At 47.2% G+C, this 17,605-nt stretch carries 18 protein-coding genes; 9 read left to right on the top strand and 9 right to left on the bottom strand.

The annotated features are described in order from the left end of the window. Positions 1 to 58: 58 nt before the first annotated feature. The gene (locus NG792_RS13170) at positions 59 to 1,267 is read right to left on the bottom strand and encodes a NupC/NupG family nucleoside CNT transporter (RefSeq protein ID WP_261235689.1); all 1,209 of its coding nucleotides are present in this window, start codon (positions 1,265 to 1,267) and stop codon (positions 59 to 61) included. A 172-nt stretch (positions 1,268 to 1,439) separates the two neighbouring features. Between NG792_RS13170 and NG792_RS13165 the strand changes: the two genes are divergently transcribed. The 3 genes from NG792_RS13165 (at position 1,440) to NG792_RS13155 (ending at position 3,240) form a co-directional block, all read left to right on the top strand. Further along, positions 1,440 to 1,874, top strand: a complete 435-nt coding sequence (locus NG792_RS13165; RefSeq protein ID WP_261235688.1) for a QcrA and Rieske domain-containing protein — start codon at positions 1,440 to 1,442, stop codon at positions 1,872 to 1,874. Between the two features lie 245 nt (positions 1,875 to 2,119). Further along, on the top strand, positions 2,120 to 2,353 hold the full coding sequence (locus tag NG792_RS13160; RefSeq protein ID WP_261235687.1) for a hypothetical protein: 234 nt from the start codon (positions 2,120 to 2,122) through the stop codon (positions 2,351 to 2,353). A gap of 356 nt (positions 2,354 to 2,709) precedes the next feature. Further along, positions 2,710 to 3,240 carry a DUF4330 domain-containing protein gene (locus tag NG792_RS13155; RefSeq protein WP_261197017.1) on the top strand — a complete coding sequence of 177 codons (531 nt, stop codon included), beginning with the start codon at positions 2,710 to 2,712 and terminating at the stop codon, positions 3,238 to 3,240. A 121-nt stretch (positions 3,241 to 3,361) separates the two neighbouring features. Here NG792_RS13155 and NG792_RS13150 read toward each other — a convergent pair whose 3' ends face one another. Further along, positions 3,362 to 4,294, bottom strand: coding sequence for an alpha/beta fold hydrolase (locus NG792_RS13150; protein WP_261235686.1), 933 nt, complete (start codon positions 4,292 to 4,294; stop codon positions 3,362 to 3,364). 712 nt (positions 4,295 to 5,006) lie between these two features. Between NG792_RS13150 and NG792_RS13145 the strand changes: the two genes are divergently transcribed. From NG792_RS13145 to NG792_RS13125, 5 genes are all read left to right on the top strand, one after another. Next, positions 5,007 to 5,609, top strand: coding sequence for a hypothetical protein (locus tag NG792_RS13145; RefSeq protein ID WP_261235685.1), 603 nt, complete (start codon positions 5,007 to 5,009; stop codon positions 5,607 to 5,609). A 621-nt stretch (positions 5,610 to 6,230) separates the two neighbouring features. Then, positions 6,231 to 7,511 (top strand): AAA family ATPase, encoded by a 1,281-nt coding sequence (locus NG792_RS13140; protein ID WP_261235684.1) that lies wholly within the window; start codon positions 6,231 to 6,233, stop codon positions 7,509 to 7,511. Next, positions 7,505 to 8,341, top strand: coding sequence for a DUF4276 family protein (locus tag NG792_RS13135; protein WP_261235683.1), 837 nt, complete (start codon positions 7,505 to 7,507; stop codon positions 8,339 to 8,341). Before NG792_RS13140 ends, NG792_RS13135 begins: the two co-directional genes overlap by 7 nt. Then, positions 8,338 to 8,544 carry a hypothetical protein gene (locus NG792_RS13130; RefSeq protein WP_261235682.1) on the top strand — a complete coding sequence of 69 codons (207 nt, stop codon included), beginning with the start codon at positions 8,338 to 8,340 and terminating at the stop codon, positions 8,542 to 8,544. The genes NG792_RS13135 and NG792_RS13130 overlap by 4 nt, the downstream gene beginning before the upstream one ends. Positions 8,545 to 8,598: 54 nt before the next feature. After that, complete coding sequence (locus tag NG792_RS13125; protein ID WP_261235681.1) at positions 8,599 to 9,381, top strand: hypothetical protein; 783 nt, start codon at positions 8,599 to 8,601, stop codon at positions 9,379 to 9,381. 154 nt (positions 9,382 to 9,535) lie between these two features. Here NG792_RS13125 and NG792_RS13120 read toward each other — a convergent pair whose 3' ends face one another. Together NG792_RS13120 and NG792_RS13115 are read right to left on the bottom strand one after the other, a co-directional pair. Further along, on the bottom strand, positions 9,536 to 10,786 hold the full coding sequence (locus tag NG792_RS13120; protein WP_261235680.1) for a molybdopterin molybdotransferase MoeA: 1,251 nt from the start codon (positions 10,784 to 10,786) through the stop codon (positions 9,536 to 9,538). A gap of 172 nt (positions 10,787 to 10,958) precedes the next feature. After that, positions 10,959 to 11,204: a DUF7219 family protein gene (locus NG792_RS13115; protein ID WP_261197026.1), complete on the bottom strand. Its 246-nt coding sequence runs from the start codon at positions 11,202 to 11,204 to the stop codon at positions 10,959 to 10,961. Positions 11,205 to 11,611: 407 nt separating this feature from the next. Here NG792_RS13115 and cobO point away from each other — a divergent pair, with 407 nt between their 5' ends. Next, positions 11,612 to 12,289: a cob(I)yrinic acid a,c-diamide adenosyltransferase gene (gene cobO, locus NG792_RS13110; protein ID WP_261235679.1), complete on the top strand. Its 678-nt coding sequence runs from the start codon at positions 11,612 to 11,614 to the stop codon at positions 12,287 to 12,289. Positions 12,290 to 12,409: 120 nt separating this feature from the next. Here cobO and NG792_RS13105 read toward each other — a convergent pair whose 3' ends face one another. From NG792_RS13105 to NG792_RS13085, 5 genes are all read right to left on the bottom strand, one after another. Further along, positions 12,410 to 13,036, bottom strand: a complete 627-nt coding sequence (locus tag NG792_RS13105) for a hypothetical protein (RefSeq protein WP_261197030.1) — start codon at positions 13,034 to 13,036, stop codon at positions 12,410 to 12,412. Positions 13,037 to 13,655: 619 nt separating this feature from the next. Next, on the bottom strand, positions 13,656 to 14,126 hold the full coding sequence (locus NG792_RS13100) for a DUF2442 domain-containing protein (protein WP_261235678.1): 471 nt from the start codon (positions 14,124 to 14,126) through the stop codon (positions 13,656 to 13,658). Beyond that, positions 14,119 to 14,385, bottom strand: a complete 267-nt coding sequence (locus tag NG792_RS13095) for a DUF4160 domain-containing protein (RefSeq protein WP_261235677.1) — start codon at positions 14,383 to 14,385, stop codon at positions 14,119 to 14,121. Before NG792_RS13095 ends, NG792_RS13100 begins: the two co-directional genes overlap by 8 nt. Before the next feature lie 297 nt (positions 14,386 to 14,682). Then, positions 14,683 to 16,419: a helicase HerA domain-containing protein gene (locus tag NG792_RS13090; RefSeq protein ID WP_261235676.1), complete on the bottom strand. Its 1,737-nt coding sequence runs from the start codon at positions 16,417 to 16,419 to the stop codon at positions 14,683 to 14,685. Positions 16,420 to 16,629: 210 nt separating this feature from the next. Further along, positions 16,630 to 17,433 carry a glutathione S-transferase family protein gene (locus NG792_RS13085; protein ID WP_261197037.1) on the bottom strand — a complete coding sequence of 268 codons (804 nt, stop codon included), beginning with the start codon at positions 17,431 to 17,433 and terminating at the stop codon, positions 16,630 to 16,632. Positions 17,434 to 17,605 lie beyond the last annotated feature (172 nt).

Below are 17,605 nucleotides of genomic sequence, written 5' to 3'. Positions count from 1 at the left end.
GCACTTCCGGTTCCCGCCCCTTTGCAAGGGGAGGGTTAGGGTGGGGTCCACCGGGGACTTATATCAACAATCCGGCAATGCAAGCCGTCATAAAACAGGAGATGGAACCGGCGAACATGGCCCTTACTCCTAATCGAGCTAAATCCCCTTGACGATTGGGTGCGATCGCGCTGATGCCACCAATTTGAATGGCGATCGACCCCAAGTTAGAAAATCCACATAACGCATAAGTTGCAATCACCACGGAACGCGGGAAAATTGCCTGAGTTTCAATCAATTTTTTTAAATCTAAATAAGCAATAAACTCATTTAAAATTGTTTTTTTCCCTAGCAGCATTCCCACCGCTTCCGCATCGGCCCAAGGAACTCCCATCAACCAAGCCACCGGAGCCATTAAATAGGATAAAATCAACTCAAAAGACAGGGAAGGAATTCCCACCCAACTACCCATCCATCCCAATACTGCATTTAATAAAGCGACCAATCCCAAAAAAGCAATCAACATTGCTGCTACATTTAACGCTAATTGTAACCCTTCTATTGCCCCGGAAGTTAGGGCATCAATGGCATTGACATAAGGACTTTTTCTGTCAACTTCTATTTCCCCTACAGGAGAAGATTTTTCAGTTTCCGGATACAATAACTTAGAAACCGCCAAAGATGCCGGTGCAGACATCACCGACGCCGACAACAAATGTTCCACCGGAATTCCAAAGGAAATATAGGCCGCTAATACACCTCCGGCAATGCTCGCAAATCCTCCAGTCATCACCGCATGAAGTTCGGAATTTGTCATAGCAGCAATATAGGGTTTAATCAGCAGCGGGGCTTCAACTTGTCCCACAAAAATATTCGCCGCAGAGGAGAGGGATTCGGCCCCGGAAGTTTTCATAGTTCGCATCATCACCCAAGCAATACCCTCGACGACCCGCTGTAAAATTCTGTAGTGATAGAGCAGGTTAATGCAGGCGGAAAAAAAGATGATGGTGGGCAAAATTTTGAAGGCAAAAAAGTGTTCTTTGAAGTTTTCGCCAAAGACAAAAATAGCTCCCACATCGGCAAAATTCAGAAAGTTATTGACTCGATCGCCTAAAAACTTAAATAAGACGAAACCGGGACTCGTCCTGAGAATAAACAGAGCAAAGAACAGTTGCAACCCAATTCCCCAGAGGACCGTTCGCCATCGGATGGCTTGGCGGTTGACCGAAAAAGCATAAGCGATCCCCACAAATGTAATTAATCCCAACAGAGAAATTAAGCGTTCCATGACTGTCCCCCCCAAAGCGCCAGAATAGTCAAATCATATCAAGTCGGCTAGACAAAAGCGATCGCCAGAAATCGTGATCCCCAAAACCCTCTTTTAGAAAGCGAGGACCTGGGTAGATTTTGTCAAGAGGTCTATTATAGAAATATTCTTTATCTCTTCAAGAGTTAAGCCTATGAAGCGTCGAGAGTTTTTAAGCTGGGTGGGTGTTGGTGGGCTTGCCAGCTTTTTGCCAATGGCGATCGCTGCCTGTACCCCTGCAGGAGAATCTACAGCAGAAGTACCCAATACCCCAGATAGCTTTGAAGCAGTCGGGACAGTCTCGCAATTAGAGGCAGAGGGTCAAATTCTGAATGAAAACTTTAAAAATGGAGCCATTTCGGTAACGCGCAATCCTGAAGATTCTGAACTCCTTTATGCCGTGAATCCGACTTGTACTCATAACCGCTGTCTGGTAGATTGGAATGCCGCCGAACGCAAATACATCTGTCCCTGTCATGGGGCCGAATATTCTCCCGATGGCACGGTGATCAAAGGTCCAGCTCAAGAAAATCTCCCGCCGTATTTAGTCAAAATAGAAGGAGCTCAAGTGTTAGTTCAAGCGATTTAAAAGCTAGGTTTACTGCTGCAACTCCAACGCCGATTCATGGCAATGGATATCCCTGAACTGGGGAAAACAACGAGCCGCAAAAGGCGATCGCCCTGCCTAAAAATTTCCCTGTATTAATCCCGACTTTGTAGAGGAGGATCCGTATAGCGTTCATGCCTACCCAACGAGTTAGGAGAACAGGGATGCACCTCCAGTTTTTAGGCAGGGTTAGCCTATTTTTATTCTTTTTTTCGCTACCAGTCCTCATGCAACCGTTAGATCCAGCCGGTTGTTCCACCGCCAGTCCGAATCAATCTATTCCCAATTCGGCGCGGGACAAACTCGCTGAATCTATCCTCACTGCCGCCAAAAATAGCGCCAAGACTACCCTGGCGGGAATGTTTGGACTGCCAGACCAACTCCAGGGCGATCGCCGAGATACCACCGATTTAAGTGCTATCTCCATTGTCCACTTCCCTAGGGCTACTTGTCGCCCGTAATCCCCAAGGGCGCAGAACCTGCGCCCTAGCTGGTGAAATTTAACCCTTACCTGTGCCCTGTTTTGATGATCCGGGGGGTAAAAGATTCTAGGCGATCGCGCCTCTAGCAATCCCAAATTAGTTGTAACAAATTAAGCGAGCCAGATGCTCACCCTACAAGGGTTTCAACCTAAAACCCATTCCATAAGCTATTTAAAACTGTTATAGACTTCTAACTCTTATGATAATCTGACAGCAGATATCCACCTATCCCCATCTTTCTGTCCAGTGGATTCGGAAGGATGGCTCAAACCGTTGAAAAGGGAAAATAGTTCAGCCCTCAGTTCTGTCTCGCTAAAGTAGGACGACTTGATTTTATGAAGATTTTGGATCGCCAAGGCCGCTTATTTGGCAAAATCAGCATTCTTGACCTGGGTGCTGCCTTGGTCATTCTCCTGGTTGTCATCGGCATCTTTTTCTTTCCCGGTACTTCCGGTTCCGTTGCCCAAATTGGTGGGGTAACCACGAAACCTGTTGAAGTTGATTTGATTGTTCGGGGACTGAGTGTGCGGGACCCGGAAGCCCTGCTTCGGGAATTTCAAGAAAAGGGTAAAACGAATGTGATTATCCGCAATCAGCCTTATGGTCAGGTTGACGTCAAATCGGTACAGCTTCTCACCCGAACCCTAGCGGTTCCTCAACCTGATGGTTCCGTTAAGGCATTACCAGACCCGAGGCAGGAAGAGTCGTTTAGCGCTAATTTGCTGATGACCGTGGCGGGAAATGCCAAAATTACCGAGGATGGTCCAGTTCTAGGCAATAGCAAAGTCAAAATCGGCACGCCGATGGAACTAGAAGGCACCACTTATAACTTTAATGCCAGTGTGATTGACGTGCGGATTCCATAAGCTGCGATCGCCTCAATTTTAAAAAGGTTAGAAACCGGGTTTCTTCACCCCATTTTTGACAATCTGTCAAAAATCGGGGTCAGAAACCCGGTTTCTTGTTTGGGGACCTCAAACTGATGTCTTAAGTCCGGGCAGATTCTGGCGATCGCTCAATTAGTTCTAACAGCAATCTGCGGATGAGACCGATGGTAACCGCAGGAACTTCTAATTGGGGCGTTAATCCCACCATTTCAAGCTGGATGAACTCGCGGATTGCCGAGGGATTGAGACTGGCGAGACGCTTGCCGAGCTCGGGTCCGGTAAATTGGGACTGGCGTCCCCAAATAAAGGCGGTGGGGGTGGTCAGTTGGGGGATATCCCGGGATAAATCAAAGCAGAGGTCCCCACGCACGAAGGAGAGGGCCGCATATTCGCCATTAGGTTCTAGGGCTGACTGTAGGTACGCTTGGACGATTTCGGGATAAATTAAGTCGGAATTGGCAAATTGTCGGCTTTGCAGGAACCCGCGAATTCCAGTTTCGGTGGCGATTCCCGTCCGATACAACAGTTGGTCTAGAAAGGGCGTTTTCACCAGTTGGGCGAAAAAGCTGTTGCTGTAATTTTCCCCAAAGTCGGAGAGTCCCGAGGGGGTGGTTAAAATTAGGCTTTTAAAGAACTCGGGATGGGCGATCGCCACTCGAATGGTGAAGGCAGCGGTTAGGGAAGAGGCGATCGCCACTACAGGTTCGGGACAAGTCTGTTGGATAAATTCGGTGAGGGTACTCAGATAGTCTTCAATTTGATAATTGCGTTCAGGATGTTCCGAACGTCCCCATCCGATTAAGTCTGGGGCGAGGATCCGGTAGTCTGGGGCAAAGGCAGGATAAACTTTGGACCACTCATAAGCAGAGGACCCCCCACCAAATCCGTGCAGGAAGAGTAATGTGGGTTGGTTGGGGCGATCGCCACTTTCACCGGGTCCACCCTGCCAAAACTCCGGGCGGTTGGTATAGTAAACCATGCGACCCAGGGAGGTCACAATTGAACCCTGGTCAAAACCGGGGGGTATAAACATCAATTTACCTCCTCATATCGAGATGATGATTCTTCCATTGGGACTGTACAATCTCCACCGTCCCCAGGCGATCGCGCCTGACTAAGTTAGGCCCTCCCTCCTGGGCTATCTTTCTGAAAACGGGTTTCAAATGCAAAGGATTTATCAAGCCTAATCTAATTTTATAAAGTTTCCATAAAGCTCCGGATCCGCTAGAGTCCGGCTATATCGGGTGAAAACGCCTGTCATGCAAGGATTTGGTTGATGTTTGAGTTCTGAATATAATTTTCCCAGGGCGCTGTTAAAATCGCCGCAATCATACATAATTTACGGTGTGGGGTGTCACCCCTCATGCTTGCTCGGGACTGTCGGTAACCCAATCTTCTGATGACCGAGGGCTGGATGGGGCTATCCAGTCAAGACGGATATAGGGTGTAGTTTTAGCTCATGCGATCGGTTTGGGAAATTAGGGTTAATTTTTTCCCGAAAGAATATTTCTGGGGTGAACATCTTTACCAACCGGGCAAATCCCCACAGGGGAAAAGTCCTGGTGGCAACCCAACGGGTGATGGAGTCCCTTGTGAAGGGATGCAAGGGCGTCACTGCAGGGATATGTCTTAATTGGGTTCGACGATCGCAGCGGAAACGATGGCGATCTCCCGATTAGGGTTCAAACACTCAAGGGTGGGTTCATCTGAAGTAGCCAGAAGTAACTTTAATAGGGAGTGATAAGATGATGCGTCAACGTGCAGTGATGGTAGAGCAATTTAATTCCTATAGCCGTGATATCCCGAAAAAGAGGAATCATGACTCGGCGATCGAGTTGAATAAAGTTTCCACCTTGACCTCCTTTCCCGATAAGTTAGAGTCAGGAACAGTAGAGTTGAGTCTAGTTGAACCGGAACTGGGGCGCATCATTTTAGATTTAGAAGCCTTAAATTGCTTTGAAGTCGTAGAACGGCAATTTGAGCACCAAGGAGTCATTTTCAGCAATGCGATCGCGCTGGCCCCTTCTAACCCGGCTTTTCCCAGCAAATCAGGCCGGATTGTCATCATGGGTGCACCCAAAAGCGGGGCGATCGAAGTCTCCTTCCTCCAACCCGTTCACCTGGTAAATAGCCTCGTCACCAGTTCCCGCCGCACTGTTCTTTGCGCTTACAATGAAAAAGGCGAACAAATTGCCGAAGTCGAAACCCTCGGACCAAATTTAGCCGGTTCCCCCTCGTTAATTCCCCCGAATGCTGAACTCATCATCAATGTTCCTAACATTCATCGGGTTACCTTTTATGCCTTCGATGGTCATCTCACCTTAGCGGAATTTTCCTTTGCTGTTTAGTCGGGAAAAATCCTCTCAATTGGAGTCGGTTAGCCCCTTTTATTCTGAGTTTGACCCGGTTTTTTAACCCGAATTATCAGGCGTTAACCCAACCAACCCATTGGCATGATACTCTTGAAACTGAGCCATCTATTCGGGAGAGTTTAATTGTTAACCTTCCCTGAATAGAAGTTAGATTTTTAAATCTTAACCAATTCCTCCTCTACTCAACGCCCCGAATCGGTGTATTTTGTAGCGACAGACCATCGATAACCCCTCTTGGACTGGCGTGAGGCCCATCCTTTCCGAAACCGGGGAGAGGATCGCCGACTCAGGGGAATCCGGACAGCCGGTTTGTGTAACATCCCGAGGACAAAGCGGCTATGGGAACCTCATCACTATCTCAGCAACCGCGTCCCAGAAATAGCCCAGGTAAAGCTCAATCTGGTGACTTGTCACCTTTTGGGGTACTATGGTAAAAATCCAAAACTATATCCTTTTTAAGGATATAATATGTCTGCTCTCATCTGGCAATTACTCTATATCAGCGTTCCTCAGGTAATCCTACTTGGATATTCCGGTTCTCCCAGGAACCCCAAAATTCGATGCTGCCAGACTTTTCTAAAAGGATGAAATTATTTCATGTCTCTTCTCTCAATTTGGGCAAAAGACTATAAAAACTTAAATTTTTACTCCACTCCCTTAGAACTCAAGCCGCTCAATATATTGGTGGGTCCAAACGGTTCAGGAAAGAGTAATTTAGTGGGTCTATTAAATCTCATCCATCTCTCGGTTTTTCAAAACTCGGAAGATATAAAAGGTTTGGAATATGCTTGTGACTATTTAGGGGGTTCTCATCTGCTTTATTTTAATAGAGAGCGACCCTCAGAAGTTAGTGTAAAATACAAGTTCACTGGAATTGAAGAAACCCGAAATCAGCCTATTCATTTAGATATTAAATTATTTGTAAGTCAATCCAGCAATCGGATAGAACTTTCTGAAGATTTTCTCTATTCACCTGTAAGAGGTGATGAGGATCAGCCTTTTTATTACTATAAATTTCATGATCATAGCATCGGATCTGGTGTTCTTTCCATTTTACAACCCGATGGCAGTCAGAGGTTTCAACGAATTTCTGATATTCCCGTTGATTCCCTTGGACTCTTGAGTATCGATGAGCGCATTCAAAAAGACGAAGAAGTGCGGGAGCTACTTCTCAAATCAAGTATCTATGCAGTCCGTCAACACTTACTCGACGAAATTAAAGGGTGGCGTTTCTATAATGCCAACCACATGAATTCCCAAAAAATTCGTAACGCTGAACCCAAGGTAAGTTCAGGTTCTTTGAATACTTACTTATCAGAAAGCGGCGAAAATCTCGCGGCAGTGTTAGAGCAACTTTCTAATGACAGTGTTGATTTTGAGGAGCGCTTTAACGAGGCAGTCAAGCAATTATTTCCAATGACGCGACGCATTCGTGCGACGCGAGCAGGGCTTTTGAATCTAACCATTGAGTGGTCGGTCCAGGGGATAGGCAAGGGCTTGACTCTCAGAGATATGTCCGATGGTTCCGTGCGGATGTTATGCTGGGCTGTCATTTTATTGTCACCGAAACTTCCCTCCCTACTGGTCATTGATGAACCTGAATTGGGGATTCATGTAGCTTGGATGAAAATCTTGGCAGGATGGATTCACTATGCCGCTCAACGAACTAAAGTAATTGTTTCCACTCATAGTCCAGATTTATTAGACTGTTTTACAGATCGTTCTGACTGTGTAATCTCTCTTAACTTAAGGGCGGATGGATTGGTCTCCCTGGATCGCATTCAAGAAGAGCAATTCAAAGCCCGTTTGCAAGAAGGATGGGAGTTAGGTGATTTGTATCGAGTAGGGGATCCTAGCATTGGAGGCTGGCCGTGGTAATTTGGTTGTTTGCTGGAGGCGGACCACCGGAGTATAGCGGCTTAGTCAAACTTTTGCAAAAGGAATTTCCTGACTATCATTTTGAGCGGCAACTTCCTCAACTCGCTCACAAACCCATTGGAAAACCTAATCGTGCTGTTCCTATAGTCCGGTCAACCACAGGAAGTGATTTGCTCAGAGCTATCTCGGAACGCCTATCGTTTCTCTTAACTCGTAAATCGCTGGAAGAGCGATTGCTCAAGAATAGCTTATGTGACGCCATTCTCGTCATTGATGATTTAGATTGCCGCCGATGGCACGGGTTAGTCTGTAATGATATAGAATCCCCAGGATTTCATCATATCCAAAATAATTATATTCAACAAGTCACCCAGAGTCTGATTCAGGCTAAAGAACCGTTGGACGAGCGGATGAAAAATCGATTAGATGAAGTGCAATTTAACCCCCAAATTATTGTAGGATTTGCATCTCCAGAAATAGAGTCTTGGATTATTGCCGACTGGGGAAACTGTCAGCACCGAGATTTTCCTCAACACCAATGGATTCGGATGAAGCAATGGTTGCGAGACGTTGCTCAGTTAGATTTTGAAAATCCGGAACTGTATGGCGGATTTAATCCTGAAACTGGAGTCTGTCAAGTAAAGCTCTCGGAACAAATTGTCGAAGCCTCAAGTCAAGCCCAGATTTCTCAAGAGGCTCAACAACCCTCTCGCTATAATAAAGCGCGACATTCATCAGAAATTTTGGAAAAAATATCCGGTCAAAGAGTGCAAGAAATCTGCCCCCTTTTTAAAGCAATGTACCAGTCTTTGCAACGTTTAGGCAATTGAAGCAATTAGGGGGCGGGTTGCTCCTCAAACTGGCAACTCACGGGTTCTGTGAACCTCGCTACAATCTAAGACTCGATCGCCTCTTGCAGCATTGGGTCAGACGAAAACCCGTCCTGCTTCTTTTCCTCTGTCGGATTAAATCCCCCCAATCTCCCCAATTTCCCCAATCTCTATCCAAAGATATTCCCAGAAATGCCGTATGAGCGTAAACTATATCCATCTTGTTTCTGTGACTCAGACGAAATAGGTAAAATAACGTGGCAAAGGGGTTATCGCAGTGGCAACAACGGGTCAACGAGTTATGGAGGGCATCCCCTCTACTGAAGCAGGGCTTTGTTGACAAAACTGGCGCACCGATGCGAATCCGCTTAAACGGCACTTGGCTGTTGGGGGGGACGGTGACGATCGCCTTGCTGATTTGGAACTGGAAACTCTTAGTCGCAACAGGGGCCGGGGTCCTGGTGATGTTGGCGACTTACATGATCCAAGGATGGAACTGGCATCAGGTGCGATCGCGCTTGAATCAGTCTCTTGGCGGTGCAAACCGTCAGGTGGCGATCGCTGTGGGGACAGGAGGACTTGCCACCCTAGGAAGTTACATGGCAGTCTCGATCTGGCTGGAATCCCCCAGTCCCTGGTTAGCAACAGCGGCGATCGCCCAGGGAATCATGACCTTCGCAACTTTAATATTACTGGTTTGGCAAGCGCTAAATCGTCAAGTGAGTTCGCAGACAACTCACCTCAATGCCAGGGTGATGAATTTGACCGATTCGGACCCCCTCAAGCGTCTGATTGCGGTTCGACAAATTACTAAATCCCTACCCATGACCCCCCTTGCTGAACGACGGGCGATCGCTGACTATTTTCGCCTGCTGTTGTCCCGGGAAACTGAACCCCTGGTTCGTGATGCGGTTCTCGATGGACTCCAAGCGATTGAACCGGGTAAACAGCTAGGCGTGGGAATGGAACCTCTAGCAGTCCCTTTGAAAAAGCGCACTTCGGTTAAAGTACGCCCTCGGGTTTATGAATACGAGGAATAGGGCGATCGGTTTTTTTATGGGGGAGGGAACGACTGAAGTCGTTACTACGAACAATAGAGCGAACAAATACAGGTTGTTGCTAAAGTCGGTTTTAACCGACTTTAGCTATGATCAGGGGGTTGGAACCCCCGCCTGTTGTCTGTCCCAAACCGCCTTAACTGTTGATAGGTAGAACTTGGATAGAGTCACCGGGTGCTATGGTGGTGACTCCTACCGGAATCACCGCTAGGGCCGTAGTTTGGGCTAGATTAATCAAATTTCCTGAACTGTGACTGCCGCCTGCGGGTTCAAATTCGTAAATGCCATCGATGCAGTGGATTTTCCCCCAGAGATAGATTTCTCGGGGTCCTCCTCCGCGTAATTCTTGCTGCGATCGCGCTGTTAAAAACTGAGGTTCCCATCCCTGCTTCCATCCCGCGAATTTCCGCATAGCCGGTTGTACGAAGCGCCAAAAGGTGACTAAGGCGGAAACGGGATTTCCCGGCAAACCAAAATAAAGGACTGAGTGGGTAGACTCTTCCCGAGGGAAACTGGCAACAGTTAAGGGTTTCCCCGGTCTAATCCCCACCTTTTTGATGTGGATTGTTCCCTTTAATTGGGTAAGAATTTGTTCGACGTAATCATAGTCGCCAACGGAGACGCCGCCGGTAGACAGGACAATATCGGCAACCGTTAAGGCATGGGCGATCGCCTTTTGCAGTGCCTCGGGTTGATCTCCCACAATTCCCATCAACAAGGGTTCCCCCCCGGCGGCACTGACAGCAGCGGCTAAAGCATATTGATTGGAGTCTACCAGTTGTCCCGGTTTTAAGGGTTGGCCTGGAGCAACTAACTCATCCCCTGTGGATAAGATAGCGATTTGACAACGGCGATACACCGGCACTTGGGTAATCTGTGCCGTGGCAAGAACCGCAATATCTGGCGCACTCAAGACGATTCCTGGGGATAGGAGGGGAGTTCCCGATTGGTAAAAGGAACCCTGATAGCGCACCCATTCTCCCCGTTGCGAGGGGGCAGATAAGATTTCCACGCGATCGCCTTTCCGCTGGGTGTCTTCCTGAATTGTCACCGTATCCGCACCCGGTGGCATCATGGACCCGGTGAAAATTCGGGCTGCTTGTCCCTTGTTAATGGTTTTCTGGGGGGGTTTCCCGGCAGGAATTTCTTCGATGATTTCCAATTGGATGGGGCGATCGCCACGAACTTCCGCGACATCTTCGTAGCGCACTGCATATCCATCCATTGCGGAGTTATCCCAGTGGGGAAAATCTAAGGTTCCCACCACGGATTCTGCCAACACTCGCCCCCGGGCGGATAACAACTCAACCTGTTCCTGATCCTGAACCAGATCCATCGGTTGCACTAACCCTAAGATGACTTCTTCTGCTTGTTTAACCGGCAACATGGACAATCAATCACCCCTTCAAACGGATGAAGTCAGTTTATCGGGTTTGGGGACTCCATGCCTGCCCAAGTCAGGGTCAGGGAAACCTGAATCAAGAATTAATTGTTAATCATTAATACTTTTTAACTCTTTAACATTTAATTCTCAATTCCTCTGTTTCACTCAGGCAGTCTTACTCCGGTTGGATCGGGGGTTCTCCGATCCCTAGCTCTTTTTTGGATTTTTTAAGCTGTTTCCAGAGGCCCTTAATGTCTTCGTAGGCTTGATCCGGGGAGATTTTGCCGCCGGTTTCCAAACCACAGATGTAGTTCACTTTTTGAGCAAATTCCTGTAAATTTGCATCAAAGGCCAAGTTTTCAGGCGAAAACTTACCATAGTATCGACTGCGCGGATAGAGAAAATCCGATTTGTCTGTCATAGCTTCCTCCGGAATCAACAATTAGCAGCTTTGACCCAAGCGGATCCAGGTGGGTGTTCTTCTGGGCCGTTGGTGAGGGGTTATCCTGGGATAGAGGTCTAAACCTCTGAGCCCCGTTTAACCTGTTTATTTTTTAAGTTACATCCTTTAACCTATTCTTAATCTTAGAAAAACTCAACGTCATTTCTCCATGTTTCCACCTCAGAAATCCGAGAATGATACAGTGGAGCCCTTAGATCAGGGGCTTCAACTAGAAATCTTCCGATGAAATCTCCCCATAGGGATCTACCCTAGAGATTAAACTTCTTGCATCATTTTAATGAATGAGGAGCGTGGGTCCGGGTGAGTAACCCGGTGAGGGAGTTTCCTCAAGTCTGCAAGAGGGGTAGTCAAGGGAGCAATGAGCAATGGAAACCAAAGCTAATTTAGTGCCTGGGGAAAATTTAGCCGGGGGAGAGACTCGGGGCGATCGCCTCTCCTCTTCGTTGAGTGACAGTCAGTATCAACAAAAGATGCAGCGCCGCAAGGAGGTCCAAGAACAACGGGTGGCCCTGGCGTCGGTTGAGAAGGGATTAATTGTGGTCAATACCGGGAATGGCAAGGGAAAAACCACTGCGGCGTTAGGGATGGTGTTGAGATCCCTCGGACATGGATTCCGGGTGGCGATCGTTCAGTTTATCAAGGGCGCTTGGGAACCGGCAGAAAAGGAAATTTTAAGCCACTTTAGCGATCTCCTGGAATTCCACGCGATGGGGGAAGGATTCACCTGGGAAACCCAGGACCGCGATCGGGACATTCAAAAAGCCCGTCAAGCTTGGGAAAAAGCCTTAAGTTTTATCACCAACCCAGACTATAAACTGGTGCTGCTGGATGAAATTAATGTCGCACTTAAGCTGGGTTATCTGCCTGTGGAGGAGGTTCTCGCCGGTTTAGAGCAAAAACCCCACGAGTCTCATGTTATCCTCACCGGCAGAGGCGCACCGGCACCCCTGATCGAACGCGCTGACTTAGTAACCGAAATGACTCTCATCAAGCATCCGTTCCGGGAACAAGGCGTTAAAGCTCAACCGGGGATTGAATATTAATCCCACGATAATCCAACCCAGCGGGCTTTGAAACCGCTATTTGAACGGTTGTGCCTGGAGGCAGAGCATAGTTCCGGTAACGACACCCCATCGGGTGTCAGTTTTTTTGCTTCCCGAAGATTATTGGGGCCAAACTTTTTCCTGATAATTTTCTTTGCAGACATTCAAAATCCGCTGATCATTCTCGCTAACCGTGGAGATAGATTGCAATCCTTCTAAGCGCACGATATTATCTCGGGCTGGATTCTGAGCAGAGGCGATCGGAGAATGTTCAATTCCCACTGCGTAAGAATACTCACTATTCTCGTAAGTATCCACAATCGTCAGGGCTAACTGTTGCGGTTCCACCGTACCGTATAAGCAATCAAAGGATGAACTGGGCATATAAAATGCACCAATCAGTTGAGCAGAACGCACCTCAAAAATCAGATAAGCTCGTCCCAGTTGGTCCGGTTCAGAGGATTCACCATAGAGATAAACCCCATCGGGTAAATTGTGGGTTCTCGTCACCGTCGCCGCATCCGCAACCCAAGTAGCAGAAGGACCGGATTGTTCTGTCACTGCTACCGGGTTGGCTACTGCAGCAAGATTTCCTCCGCCAAAGAGGGAATAAGCTGTAGCCACTAACGTACAAACGCTGCCAGCAGCCCACATATTCAATGCAGATAGGCATTGAACCCCTAGGGTTTGGGTCGATGGGTTCTGCTGAGTTTCTGAAATAGTCGAGCCAAAAATTTTATTAAGCACCCTACATTTCCCCCTAAATACTGAAATTTTAAATCGATGATTTTTTTTGAGAAAAGAAAAGAATTGATATTTCCTACTGAGTAGATCCAGCACCCCATTCCTGGATTACCGAATTGGTTTATAATTGTTTACAATCTTCGGGATCGCCTTAATTTCCATACTAAACAGGCAGCAGGCCAGTGCCTATCCCTCTGTAGGAAGATGAGTCATTCTAAACCGGGTGAAATCGCCGTAACTGATTGATTGGACAGTTCTAATTGAGTTAGGATTGCCAAAACACGACAAAAATGCCCGGTTTGACTGTTTTAAATACAGCGGTGAAATTGAGGAGTGACAAGCAAACTTATAAGAATCAGTGTAGACCGGATCGAGCCCAGAGTCCAGAACTTACAGCCCAGCGATCGCAAAACTTAACAGATCCTGGCGATCGGGCGTTTGCCAATGGGGGTCATCCCCTCGGCGATTCAATGCACAACATTTATAGGTTAAGTGGCCCCTAGTGCAGCGGTACAGTGATTCAATCCATAGGACAAGAAACCCGCTTTCTAACCCATACCAAAGCGATGCTGTAGGGCTAAGGAATTAATCTGGCTCCCTTACTTCCGCTCGGCTTAATATCCTAGGACGAAGGAGATGCGGATGATTTAGAACCTTTAGGTCGTCCCCCTTTTTTCCCATTTTTACGGGCTGCTTCCCGTTTGGCTTCGGTTGATATTTTTCCGCCTTGGCGTCCTAATTCAGACATCCATTTTCGGGTGCCAAAAATGCCATGTAATAGTCCTAAGACGCTAAAATCAGCATCAAGGCTTTCCCAATGTACGCTTAAGCCATCAGCATCCAGCCAAACATCCCTGAGTTGCTCTGGGTTGGCTCCCCTTAAGCCTTGAGCTAAATCAGGGGGAAAGGAGAAAGTCGCGCCATTGGTCAGATGAATTGTGATTAAATGTTCTTCAACATTGTAGGAGACTTTCTCAGCACAAGGACCCTTTTCCGCAGCGGCGAGCGCGGCATTTTCAGCGTGTTTTAATTCCTCAGCTAAGGCTTCTTCGGTGAAATCAAACTCCCACTGTTTTGTCCAAGGTTTAGTCATGATATTTATACCACTCCTCTAAAAACTGCTCTTGATGTTTTGCCACAAGCTTTAATGCAGCGACTGCATCTTTATTAGCAATACTTGGATGTTTCATGATAATCCTCGGTCGCTCAGTTTCAGAGCCAATCGCAATTTTAATATCCGGTTTACGCTCACGTTTTGTACCGAGAAAAACATGAACATGGGCTGGATCGTGATCGTTGGTGTAAATATAGACATTCAGATTCTGTTGCGAATCCGTGAAGATTTTGGGCATAAAATTTCTATATAAGTAGAAATTTTAAAAATAATTGATTAATCTGTGGATGCTTGCGTCAGGTGCAATATCTCAGTTTAATCAAGTTTAACCCATCGCTTGGGTTTTTGTCAATGACAACATAGGAAAGCTCTCTCGTCGGATTTGAACGATTTAGCGTCGTTTCAGGCAACGAGGGATCAGGCTTTCAAGCGGGTTTGACAGAACAGGGATAAATCATCGGTACAGTAGATGCAAGACCAAAGGGAGTGAAAAAACTCCAGATCCTCACGACTTGAATTTTCAACCCTTGGGGTGCTAAAACCCTAAATCCAATTTAGCTGATTCGGCAGCAGTTAATAGTAAGTCGGTTTCCATGCCTTCCCAATCCATATCGCCGACTTCTTGATAGAATTTGGCATCATAAGCACGAGTTTGGACGACGACGGGCATGGGAACGGCATGACCGAGGACGAGGGCTTGTTGCTTGGAATCTAGCTTGGAGAGAACGGATTTTAAATTTTGTCCCCCAGAAACGCCGGTGAAAATGGCATCAATGTCTTTTTCATCATTGAGTAAGGCGGTGATGCGGGTGCCGATTTGGGACATGACTTCGTTATCAATTCCCGAGGGCCGTTGATCCACTACGAGGAGGGTGACAAAGTATTTCCGCATTTCGCGGGCGATCGTGCCGAAGATGGTTTGGCGAACGGTGGCGCTATCGAGGAAACGGTGGGCTTCTTCGATGGTAATTACTAATTGTCGGGGCCGATCGCTGGGGTTTTTGGTTTGTAAAAAAATCTCGGATTTTTCCACATAAGCACGATGAATCCGCCGACTCAGGACATTTGTCACCAACATATAAGACAGCATATTCGACTGTGACCCAAACTCAATGACTAAATGTTTACCGGCATTCAGTTTGTCCAAAATCTGCTTAACGTAATTTTGGGGGCAGCTATTCCGAATATATTTGAGTTCGTCTAACAGTCCGAGTTTGCGCTGTAATGCCATAATTGAGGCTTTATTCCCGCGCTTTTCATCGCAAAACATTTGGATGTCTTCATTGCTCATGGCTAGGAGTTGGGTAATCCAAGTGGTGCCAAATTCATTGCGCAGAATAATCGCATTTTCGATACTGGCTTCGGATAGATTTAACTCTCGTGAGACTAACCGGATATCTTCGACTTCGATTTGGTCATAGGCGAGATACAATTCTTGAGCATCGCGGACACCTCGTCTACGGGTGGATTCGGGGTCAAGGGTATAAACTTCGACTTCGTTGGGAAACAGTTGCCTTAAGCCTTTGACGGTACTGAATTTTTTGCCTTCTGTGGCAGCTTCCCAGCCATATTCCGAGTGCATATCAAAGATGAGATTCACGGCAGCTTGTTTGCGGATGATGCCGGAGAGGAGGAGGCGGGTGAGGAAAGATTTGCCGGTTCCGGATTTGCCAAAAACGCCGTTACTGCGTTCGACAAAGCGATCGAGGTCGATGCAAACGGGAACTTCCATATCTAGGGGTTGACCGATCGCAAAGTTGCGGCGATGGGGGTCATCTTCCCAGCCAAAAACAAGGCGGAAATCCCTCTCGCTGGCGTCGTGAACTTGGGAAAAGTGACTGGGAATGGTTTTAACCGGCCTTAACTGCATTTCTCCGGTGGTATTGGCTTGATAAGAGGCCAATCCGTTGGTTTTAAGTCCGTTATTGGCGGAGGTTTTAAGCAGGGAATTAGGACTCCATCCCCCTTCGTCTGCTTCTGGGGTGAGCATTAACATGGGGGAGAGTTCAATTTTTCCATAGGTGCTGCTGCCTGCAAGCACTTCCTGCATGAAGGTATCTTCCGGGTGGGGAGGATTCATGGAAATGCGGTCGTTGGTGGTTCCTAAACAGACATCGGTGAGTAAACAGAAGAAATGCGATCGCACGCCTCGGACGACTAAAAATTTTCCGACTCGCATCTCTTCGACGGAGACATCGGGATGTAATTTGACTTCTAAACCTTTACTCAGAGAACCTTGGATAACAGAACCTAGTGGGCGATCGGGATTCATAAGGCAATTTTTATAAAGGGAAAGGGAAAGGAAATGCTGCTATTTCAACACCTTGATGAAAAATTCTACATTATTTAGTCTCGTCAAGGTTAGTTTATGGTTCATCCTTAAAAAAAAATAGCACAGAATTTATGGAGCCTCCCCTAAAAAGCCACAAAAAAAGTATGTATGCTTTGAAAGCATACATACTTTTTTGAGCCGAGTTATGGCTTATTCTATCTCAATGGAGGTGGGTTTTTGACCTGTACCAATAGGAGTAGCCGGGGCGTAGGGTAAGGGTTTGCGGAATTCCGCGTAAAGGCGATCGCGCCAGGTGAAAAAGGGTTCATACAGGGGATTGTCTGCAATTCCCATCACGCCTTTGCCTCGCAATTTTTCCGGAATATCCAGATAAGGTCCGGCAGGGAATTTGAGTAGGAGGGATAATCCAGCCACGGCTAAATCGGCCAGGGTGGGCTGATTGCCGGTTAAATAGGGACGATCTTCCAAAATCAGGCAGAGGGCTTCTAAATCCTGCTTGATAGCGTCTTGAGCGGATTTTACCGCATCAGAGGAGGCCCCGAGACCGGAACCGAGGGTTCGGAGGAGGTCCGATGGCACTGCTTCAATCAGATTTCTGAGGAAATCGGGGGTACTCGATGGCAGCAGGGCACTGCGGAAACTTTGATCCTGACTGATTCCTTGGAAGAGGACGACTCGGCTTTTGGTGCCAATGGATTCGTCTGCCCATTCTTCCATCATCAGGCACAATCCTCGTGCTTTGGGATCGGTGGGAATAATGGGGCGATCGGGATATTTTTCGTCTAAATATTTGGCGATTTTGGTGGAATCGGCAATCACGGTACTCCCATCTTTGAGAATGGGGACTTGGGATTGCCCGGAAAGTTGGTAAACTTCGATTTGCCCGACCCCTGGGGTGACTTCCACTTTGCGGTACTCTAATCCTTTGTAATCCAGGATGAGCCTGACTTTCTCGCTGTATTGCGACAGTTCAAATTGATATAACTCTAGCATGAGACGGTCCTCTGGCTGTTTTGTTGTCCCTCTAAAGTGTATTAAAAATTTTACAATTCTTCATGAAGTTTTTTGATCCATAGGGTCAGAAGCAGATTTTTTGGCGATCGCACCTTAAGAATTCCGGCGCTTTAGGGGAACTCTCTCTTGAGATAGATGACAGGGACGGCTG

Source organism: Laspinema olomoucense D3b (assembly GCF_025370785.1).
GTDB lineage: Bacteria > Cyanobacteriota > Cyanobacteriia > Cyanobacteriales > Laspinemataceae > Laspinema > Laspinema olomoucense.
This window is presented reverse-complemented; position numbering and strand designations above follow the sequence as displayed.